The following is a 9,263-nucleotide window of genomic DNA, read 5'->3' on the forward strand; positions in this document are numbered from 1 at the left end:
ACGAACGCGGCACCGAACAACTCGGCCAGCGACTCATCCCACTCATCCGGCACAACGCCACGCACGTCATACGCCTTGACGATGTTCGAAAGATCGCGCATTTCCACTCCTTCAGGGGGTGACCGGCTGTGCTTTCCGACGCTACCCGCCGCCCTGCCCGACACAGCCCGCCCACGCCCCATCCCGCCGAGGCTTCGGCAGATCGCCGTCACCCCCGGGGCGACCCCGCCCCTCTCCCGGTACCACTGCGCCGCCGCGCCGAGCCGGCTCAGCGGGCCGGGTCGCGGTGCGATCCCGGCGCGTGCCCATGCCGCGTCCGCGCGATACCGGCGGTCCCGGGCGAGCAGCGTGAACTGACGCCCGCTCACCCATCCCGGGGTCGTGGCCAGGGCCTCCAGGCATCTGGGCCAGGCCAGTCGGCGCCCGGCCGCCCCGGCAGCACCCCGTGCCCGGCGAGGGCGTCCATGAGGTCCCGGTTGCGCGCCGGCGACAGACGACGACGGCAAACCGCCGTCCCGTACGCGTCGTCGCCCGCCCTACGGCGAGGACGTCTTCACCGCCACGGCGACGATCGCCTCCACGGCCCCCGCGCCCCTCCGCGTCCACGCCACGCCGTAACCGTTCGGTGAGGTGCCCGGCTCATGAGCGCGCCGGCTCATGAGCCGTCTGCCGAACCACCCGCCGAACCACCCGCTGAACCGCCCGCCGAAGCGACGAAGGCGCCTGATCGGGACCGTGCCCGCCAGGCGCCTTCGTTCGTTCACGGCCACCGCCGCCGGTCAGACCTTCCTGACCACGCTGGACTTCAGCTGCATGGGACCGAATCCCTCGACCTTGCAGTCGATGTCATGGCCGTCGACCCCGTCCACCAGGCGGATGTTGCGCACCTTGGTGCCGGCCTTGATGCCGCTCGGGCTGCCCTTGACCTTCAGCCCCTTGACGACCGTCACGGTGTCGCCGTCGGCCAGCACATTGCCGACCGCGTCCTTGATCACCCGCTCCTCGGCGGCACCGGACTCGCCGGAGGCGAGCGGCCACTCGTGCCCGCACTCGGGGCACACCAGGAGCGCTCCCATCTCGTAGGCGTACGCGCCCGCGCATTCCGGGCAGGGAGGCAAGGGGTTTTCCGTCACCCCGACAGTATATTTCAGGGCCGTCACCGCAGGTCGGGCGCCCGATCCAGGGTCCGCAGCCCCTGCAGGAGCAGGGACAGTCCGAACTCGAAGTGAGCCGTGTGGTCCGCGCCCGTCAGCGTGGGCAGCACGGCCGCGAGCTGCGGATACCGCTCCGGCTCGGCGGCCAGGCGCAGGCGCTGCGGATCGGCCGCCCCGCTGCCCTCCGGCGACGGGAGCGCGGCCTGCTCCTCCAGCGTGTGGCCGATGGTGAAGTGGACCACCGCCAGGAGCGTGCGCGCCGCGTCCGCTTCGCCGAAGCCGGCCGTACGCAACACCCCGACGACCGCCTCGGCGAAGCCGAGGGTGTGGGGCCCGGTCGCATGGGTGCCCGCGTAGACCCGGGCGCCGTCCCGGTGGGCGAGCAGCGCCGTCCGCATGGCCCGAACGAGGCCGGCCAGTTGCTCGCTCCAGTCCTCGCCGGTCCCCGGCGCCGCGAGGCCCGCCAGCATGCGCTCCGCCATCGCGGCCAGCAGGTCGTCCTTGGTGGCGAAATAGCGGTACAGCGCGCCGGCCCGGACGTCCATCGCATCGGCCAGGCGCCGCATCGTCAGGGCGTCGAGGCCGATTTCGTCCAGGAGTTCCAGGGCCGTGTCGACCGTACGGGCCCGGTCGAGGCGGGGCGGGCGGCCCCGGGCGGGGATTGACGGGGAGCTCATGACCCTCACTATAGTGAACATCGTTCACGTGAACGCTGTTCACTAATGAGGGAGGCATCACCGATGGATACCGACGTGATCGTCGTGGGCGCGGGACCGACCGGGCTGCTGCTCGCCTGCGAGCTCGCCCTGGCCGGCGTACGGACCCGGGTCATCGAGCGGCGCACCGAGCCCCAGCAGGACTCCCGGGCGCTCACCCTGCATCCGCGCAGCCTCGAACTGATGGACCTGCGCGGACTCGCTCCGCGCTTCCTCGGGCTCGGCCGGACCGTGCCCGGCTGGCACTTCGCCGCCCTCGGCACCCCGCTGGACTTCGCGGCGCTCGACAGCCGCCACGCCCACACGCTGTTCCTGGCCCAGGCGCGCACCGAGGCGCTGCTGGCGCAGCGGGCGCAGGAGCTGGGGGTGGGGATACAGCGCGGGCACACGCTCACCGGCCTGCGGCAGAACGAGGACGGGGTCGAGGCGGAGGTACGCGGGCCGGACGGGGACCCGAGGCCTCTTCGGGCCGCGTACCTGGCCGGATGCGACGGCGCGCGCAGTCTCGTCCGGCAGGCCGCGGGCATCGGCTTCCCGGGCACCGACGAGACCCTGACCGGAGTGCTCGGGGACTTCGCCACCGTCGGCGCCGACGCCGCGGACCTCGCCGCCGCACGCGCAGCGGGCGTACTCGTCGCCCCACTGGAAGGCGGACTCACCCGCTTCGTGTACGTCGACCCGGAGGGGATGCGGACGCCGTCGCAGGTGCCGGTGACCCTGGAGGAGTTCCGCGCGGCGCTCGTCCGGATCTGCGGCCGCGACTTCGGGGTCGACCGGCCCCGCTGGCTCTCGCGCTTCGGCAATGCCACCCGGCTGGCGGCCGCCTACCGCTCCGGCCGCGTGCTCCTGGCCGGCGACGCCGCCCACATCCACTTCCCCGCCGCGGGCCAGGGCCTCAACACCGGACTCCAGGACGCCATGAACCTCGGCTGGAAGCTGGCCGCGGAAGTCGGCGGCTGGGCCCCGCCCGGACTCCTCGACACCTATCACGCGGAGCGCCACCCCGTCGGCCGGGCCGTCACCGAGAACACCGAGGTGCAGACGCTGCTGGCGGAGCTGCCGCTCGTGGCCCGGTACCGGAGACCGGCCACCGCGCTGCGCACGCTCTTCGACGAACTGCTGCGCATGCCCGAGGTCAACCGGCGGCTCGCCGACCAGGTCTCCGCGCTCGGCACCGCCTACCCGGCCGCCGCGCCCGACGCCGATCCGCTGGCCGGCCGCAGGATGCCCGACATCGGCCTGAGCGCGGCCGGTTCGGACGCGACGCGCGTGTACGAGCTCCTGCACCGGGGCGGCTTCCTCCTGCTCCGCCTCGCCGGTGTGCAGGGCCCGCACCCGGATCCGTACGAGGTTCCCGCCATCGGGCAGGGCCCGCGGATCACCGCCGTCACCGCCCACGCGTACGAGGAACACCCGGAGCTCGGCGGGGTCCGCGAGGTCCTGGTCCGGCCCGACGGGCACATCGCCTGGGCCACCCGGAGCGAGGACGCCGACCTGCGGCGCACCGGGCGCGACGCGGCACTCGGCGCATGGGCGGCGCGGGCCACTCGCTGAGCGTGGGGTGCGCCGCACCCGGGCACAGCGCGGCCTGGTCACCACCTCCCGGCGGGCCGGGGCTGAAGGTCCGCATCCCCCTGACGGACAGGACCTGCGCATGCCCCGCAACGACGCCACCAGCGCCGCCGTCCTCGGTCAACTGCGGCGCCGGTCCGCCGATCCGAGGCGGCGCGCCCTGTTCACCGGCGCCACCATCGTCACCATCGTCACCAAGGATCGATTCGGCCGGGGCCGGGGAGCCCGTCGGCCGGAACGGCGCGATGGCCACCGCGTAGCCGAACTGGTCGCCCGCCTCGGCGTCACCGGAGATGGCGGCGCTGTCCCGGCCGAGACCGGCCGGCGGGGCCGGACGGCCGTCGGCGTCGAAGGCGTTGGCGTTGGCGTTGGCGTTGGCGTTGGCGTCGAAGATGACGACAGCGCCCGCCTTCGCCTTGGTGCCGAGCGCCTCGTTGGGGAGGCGATGGCGATGTAGTTGGTGTCCGCGGTCAGGGCGAGGCCGAAGTTGTCGCCTGTCTCCGGGTCGCCGGGGACCCCGGGCTTCTCCTGGCTCATCGTCAGGCTCGTGTTGCCGTACACGTGGAAGGCGGTGCCCGCGCCGGCGAGCGTGCCGATGGCCTCTCCGGGCGAGCCGATCAGCAGGTACGGCCGGCCGGCGTCGTTGACGGCCGCCGCGAGCGACTGCCCCATCCGGCCGCCCGCCTCGGCTGTCGACGCGGCGATCGCCCCGGTGCCCGTGCCCTGCTCGAAGTGCGTGGCCTTGAGGGCGCCCCCGCCCGGGCCGCCCGCGGAGCCGTACAGGATGTCGACCGTGCCCGCGTTCGTGTCCGTGCCGATGTCATCGCTCGGGGTGCCGACCACCAGGTCGGTGAAGCCGTCCTTGTTCCAGTCGATGGTGGTAAGGGTCTCGCCGAAGTAGTCGTCCTTCTCCGAGCCGCCCGGCACCGAGTCCAGGTCCTGATCCACATCTCGATCCCGAGTGACCCCGGCCACTTACCCGACACTTACGCCGGAAGGGATCACATCACCTTTCAACCGCCGCGAACCGGGCGAAGATCATGCGAACATTCTCTCTTCGGGAGGCTTCGAGCGGCGCACGCCTCTCACCGCTCCACCACTTGGGCCGATCGCCTCTCTCGTCGCATTGGCAATCTCAAGACCGTTCGGAGCAGTCGGCGCACGCCACGCAACCCCGGAGTCCGTCGAGGACGCCGTCACGGCCGCCGGGTGGCGTGCAGGCTGCCGAGGAGGGCGAGCCCCCGGGCGCTCGGGCTTCCCGGTTCGGCGTGGTAGACCACCAGCTGCTGACCCGGCGCCCCGCGCACGTCGAAGGAGTGGAAGGTGAGCGAGAGCGGTCCGACGTCGGGGTGGTCGAGTTCCTTGGTGTCCTGGGTCTTGCCGTGGACGGTGTGCGCCGACCAGAGCGCGGCGAACTCCTGTCCCGCTTCCGCGAGATCGCGTACCAGGCGGCGCAGGGGCGGGTAGCGCGGGTCGAGGCCGGTCGCCTGGCGCAGGCCGGCCACCACCGACTCGCCGGCGCGGTCCCAGTGGACGAAGAACGGCCGGGCGGCGGGGTCGAGGAAGGTCATGCGCGCGAGGTTGTCCCGCCGGGCGAACGGGGAGAACAGCGCGTCGGCCATCGCGTTGGCCGCCAGGAAGTCGGTGGCGGGGTTCAGGACGAAGGCCGGGGTGCTCGTGTACCCGTCCAGCAGCTGCCGCAGCGCGGCGGCGACCGACTCCCTCGGCTGCGGGCGATCGCCGTCCGGCGCGCTGCCCGCCAGCCGGAAGAGGTGTTCCCGCGCGGCCTCGTCCATCCGCAGGGCGCCGCTGATCGCGTCGAGGATCTGCGGGGAGGGGCCGCGCTCGCGCCCCTGTTCCAGCCGGGCGTAGTAGTCGCCGTTCATTCCTGCCAGAACGGCGACCTCCTCGCGGCGCAGTCCGGCCACGCGGCGCCGTCCGTGGGAGGCGAGTCCCACGTCGTCGGGCCGCAGGCGGGCGCGCCGGGCACGCAGGAAGTCTCCGAGTTCGCTACTGGTCACCCCTTCAGGTTAGACGCGCCCCGAAACCGTGCCCGAGTGGCCGAACTGCCCTTGGGATTTGGCGTGTTCCCGCTCATTCCGGCGTCCATCCGGTCCGATGATCTTGCGTAGGCTCGTAATCGTCCGACCCGGCCGACCTCGGTCGAACCCGATCACCCCCCACCCGGAGGAGCTTCGTGCCCCTGCCCATGAACCGACGTCTGGCCCTCAGTGCGGCCCTGCTGGCAGTGGTGGCCGCCGTGGCTCCGGCGACCACCGCCCACGCCGCCCCGACCACTCCCGACCTGCAGGCACTGACCCAGGCGCTGCGGAACACGACCGCCGCCGGAGCGCCGGGCGCCATGGCCCGTTTCAGCGGCCCCGACGGTGTCAGCATCCAGACGCTGGGCGTACGCGACAGGACCACGGGCGCGGTGATGGACCCGCAGGCCCGCTTCCGGATCGGCAGCGTCACCAAGACGTTCACCTCCGTCGTCCTGTTGCAGCTGGTGGACGAGGGCCGGATCGAGCTGGACGCCCCCGTCAACCGGTACCTGCCCGGTCTGCTGCCCGACGACCGGATCACGGTGCGGCACCTGCTGAGCCACCGCAGCGGGCTGGCGGACTTCACCGACACCATGTTCGAGCACACGGTGCCGGGCTTCGAGGCCGTGCGCAACAAGGTGTTCGGCTACCAGGAGCTGGTGAACCTCTCGCTCGCCGAGCCGCGGACGAACCAGCCCGGCGCCGCCTACCGGTACTCGAACACCAACTTCGCCGTCCTCGGCATGCTCATCGAGAAGACCACCGGCAACGGCGTGGCCACGGAGTACGAGCAGCGGATCATCAAGCCGCTGAAGCTGCGCAACACCTCCTACGTACACCCCGGCACGCAGATCAGGGGGCTGCACGCCCGCGGCTACCTCCACCCCGACGAGGCCGGCGCCCCGCTCGTCGACTCCACCGAACAGACGGTCTCGTGGGCCCAGTCCGCCGGGGCGATGATCTCCAGCACCGCCGATCTGAACACCTTCACGTCCGCGCTCCTCGGCGGCCGGCTGCTGCCCGCGCGCATGCTGGACGCCATGCTCACCGTGACGCCCACCGACGCCACGAACACCCGGTTCTACGGGCTCGGCCTGCGCCGCTACGACCTGTCGTGCGGCACCTCGGTCTACGGGCACACGGGCACCGTGCAGGGCTTCTACACCTATGCCTTCTCCACCCGCGACGGACGGCGCAGCCTCGCCGCGATGGCGAACACCTCGAACAGGGGTGAAGCCAACACGGCCCTCGGCGGGACCCTCGAAGCCGCGTTCTGCGGGAAGCCGGCCGCGGCCGCGAAGGCCACGACGCGCGGGTTCGGCATCGCCCCGGCCGAGTCGGACCTGCGCGAACACGACACGCGCTGACGCCACCACGTGACCACGGCGCCACGGCGCCACGGCGCCACGGGCAGCATTCTGACGAATCATCAGGTCATCTGTCCCGGACTATTGACTCCGTCGACGGCAGTCGCGATTCTCGTCGCACCGTTTGCACGGTCCATGACAAGCCACGCCTGTGGCCGTGGCTCGTCATGGACCCGGACGGATCCGGCTCCCCCCACCGCGCCATCCGGCTGACCTGAGACGTGAGTGATGACCATTTCCCGACAGACGCACCACAGGCGTAGGCCCCTCGCGGTCCTGTCATTGCTCCTCGCCGTGGTGGCCATGGTGCTCGGCCCCGTACCCGCTTCCGCCGCCGACCCCGGCTGGTGGAACCCGGTCGCACGGCCCGCACCCGACTCCGACATCAACGTCACGGGCGAGCCCTTCAAGGGGACCGACGCCCAGGGACGGGTCCGGGGCTTCGTCGACGCGCACGACCACCTGATGTCCAACGAGGGCTTCGGCGGCCGCCTCATCTGCGGCAAGCCGTTCTCCGAGGCGGGAGTGGCCGACGCGCTCAAGGACTGCCCCGAGCACTACCCCGACGGCACGCTCGCGATCTTCGACTTCATCACCAAGGGCGGTGACGGCAAGCACGACCCGAACGGCTGGCCGACCTTCAAGGACTGGCCCGCCCACGACTCCCTCACCCACCAGCAGAACTACTACGCCTGGGTCGAACGGGCCTGGCGCGGCGGGCAGCGGGTGCTCGTGAACGACCTCGTCACCAACGGCGTGATCTGCTCGGTCTACTTCTTCAAGGACCGCGGCTGCGACGAGATGACCGCCATCCGCCTCGAAGCGCATAAGACCTACGACATGCAGGCCTTCGTCGACAAGATGTACGGCGGCCCGGGCAAGGGCTGGTTCCGCATCGTCACCGACTCCGCGCAGGCCCGCGAGGTCATCCAGCAGGGCAAACTCGCCGTCATCCTGGGCGTCGAGACCTCCGAACCGTTCGGCTGCAAGCAGATCCTGGACGTCTCCCAGTGCAGCAAGGCGGACATCGACCGCGGCCTGGACGAGCTGTACCGCCTCGGCGTGCGCAGCATGTTCCTGTGCCACAAGTTCGACAACGCCCTGTGCGGGGTGCGCTTCGACGAGGGCGCGCTCGGTACGGCCATCAACGTGGGCCAGTTCCTGTCGACCGGCACCTTCTGGAAGACGGAGAAGTGCACCGGCCCGCAGCACGACAACCCCATCGGGCTCGCGGCCGCGCCCAGCGCGCAGAAGGAGCTCCCCCCGGGGGTGACGGTCCCGTCCTACGCCGCCGACGCACAGTGCAACACCCGCGGGCTCACCGAACTCGGCGAGTACGCGGTGCGCGGCATGATGAAACGCAAGATGATGCTCGAGGTCGACCACATGAGCGTGAAGGCCGCGGGGCGCGCCTTCGACATCCTGGAGTCCGAGTCGTACCCGGGCGTGATCTCCTCGCACAGCTGGATGGACCTGGACTGGACCGAGCGGGTCTACAAGCTCGGTGGCTTCGTCGCCTCGTACATGAGCGGCGCCGAGGGGTTCAGCGCCGAGGCCAAGCGGACGGACGCGCTGCGCGACAAGTACAACGTCGGCTACGGCTTCGGCACCGACATGAACGGCGTCGGCGGCTGGCCCGGCCCGCGCGGGGCCGACACCCCGAACCCGGTGCGCTACCCCTTCCGCAGCACCGACGGCGGCTCCGTCATCGACAAGCAGACCACCGGCTCGCGCACCTGGGACCTCAACACCGACGGCGCCTCGCACTACGGCCTGGTCCCCGACTGGATCGAGGACATCCGCATCGTCGGCGGCCAGGGCGTGGTGGACGACCTCTTCAAGGGCGCCGAGTCCTACCTGACCACCTGGGGCAACTCCGAGAAGCACAAGTCCGGGGTGAACCTCGCCTCGGGCTCCTCGGCCTCGGCGTCGAGCGCGCAGTGGTGGAACCCCTTCGTGAACTTCTCCGCGGGCCGGGCCGTGGACGGGGACGCGGGCTCGCGCTGGGCCAGCGAGTGGAACGACAACCAGTGGCTGCGCATCGACCTCGGGTCCGCGAACCGGCTGGGGCGCATCACCCTCGACTGGGAGGCCGCGTACGCGAAGGCGTACCGCATCGAGGTCTCCACGGACGACACGAACTGGCAGACCGTCTGGTCCACCACCGCCAGTGACGGCGGCCTGGACACGTCCCGCTTCTCCGGGGTGTCGGCCCGCTACGTCCGCATCCAGGGGCTCCAGCGCGCCACCCAGTGGGGGTACTCGCTCCACGAGGTCGGCGTCTACAGCAGCTGACCCGCCGAGCGGGAGTCCAGGGGCCGGGGGGGGGGGGGGGGGGGGGTGGGCGCCGCCGCCCCCCCCCCGCCCCCCCCCCCCCCCCCCCCCCCCCCCCCCCCCCCCCCCCCCCCG

The 9,263-nt window shown here is 71.9% G+C and carries 8 protein-coding genes; 3 read left to right on the plus strand and 5 right to left on the minus strand.

Annotated elements, in window-relative coordinates; translation table 11 throughout:
- The 3 genes from ACGFZK_RS35040 to ACGFZK_RS35050 form a co-directional block, all read right to left on the minus strand.
- A partial coding sequence (locus ACGFZK_RS35040; RefSeq protein WP_393852922.1) for a hypothetical protein occupies positions 1 to 182 on the minus strand: 182 nt, incomplete at its 3' end.
- A gap of 597 nt (positions 183 to 779) precedes the next feature.
- Positions 780 to 1,133 (minus strand): zinc ribbon domain-containing protein YjdM, encoded by a 354-nt coding sequence (locus ACGFZK_RS35045; RefSeq protein WP_393852868.1) that lies wholly within the window; start codon positions 1,131 to 1,133, stop codon positions 780 to 782.
- A 23-nt stretch (positions 1,134 to 1,156) separates the two neighbouring features.
- Complete coding sequence (locus ACGFZK_RS35050; protein ID WP_393852869.1) at positions 1,157 to 1,831, minus strand: TetR/AcrR family transcriptional regulator; 675 nt, start codon at positions 1,829 to 1,831, stop codon at positions 1,157 to 1,159.
- A gap of 63 nt (positions 1,832 to 1,894) precedes the next feature.
- Between ACGFZK_RS35050 and ACGFZK_RS35055 the strand changes: the two genes are divergently transcribed.
- Positions 1,895 to 3,424, plus strand: a complete 1,530-nt coding sequence (locus ACGFZK_RS35055) for a monooxygenase (protein ID WP_393852870.1) — start codon at positions 1,895 to 1,897, stop codon at positions 3,422 to 3,424.
- A 138-nt stretch (positions 3,425 to 3,562) separates the two neighbouring features.
- On the opposite strand, the gene ACGFZK_RS35060 is transcribed toward ACGFZK_RS35055, so the two are convergent.
- On the minus strand, positions 3,563 to 4,390 hold the full coding sequence (locus tag ACGFZK_RS35060) for an FG-GAP repeat protein (RefSeq protein ID WP_393852871.1): 828 nt from the start codon (positions 4,388 to 4,390) through the stop codon (positions 3,563 to 3,565).
- Between the two features lie 248 nt (positions 4,391 to 4,638).
- The gene (locus tag ACGFZK_RS35065; protein WP_393852872.1) at positions 4,639 to 5,463 is read right to left on the minus strand and encodes a helix-turn-helix transcriptional regulator; all 825 of its coding nucleotides are present in this window, start codon (positions 5,461 to 5,463) and stop codon (positions 4,639 to 4,641) included.
- A 188-nt stretch (positions 5,464 to 5,651) separates the two neighbouring features.
- Between ACGFZK_RS35065 and ACGFZK_RS35070 the strand changes: the two genes are divergently transcribed.
- The gene (locus ACGFZK_RS35070) at positions 5,652 to 6,854 is read left to right on the plus strand and encodes a serine hydrolase domain-containing protein (protein WP_393852873.1); all 1,203 of its coding nucleotides are present in this window, start codon (positions 5,652 to 5,654) and stop codon (positions 6,852 to 6,854) included.
- Between the two features lie 228 nt (positions 6,855 to 7,082).
- A complete protein-coding gene (locus ACGFZK_RS35075; RefSeq protein ID WP_393852874.1) occupies positions 7,083 to 9,149 on the plus strand; it encodes a discoidin domain-containing protein in 2,067 nt (688 codons plus the stop codon).
- Positions 9,150 to 9,263: the final 114 nt, after the last annotated feature.

It is taken from the genome of Streptomyces sp. NPDC048257 (assembly GCF_043201855.1).
Lineage (GTDB): Bacteria > Actinomycetota > Actinomycetes > Streptomycetales > Streptomycetaceae > Streptomyces.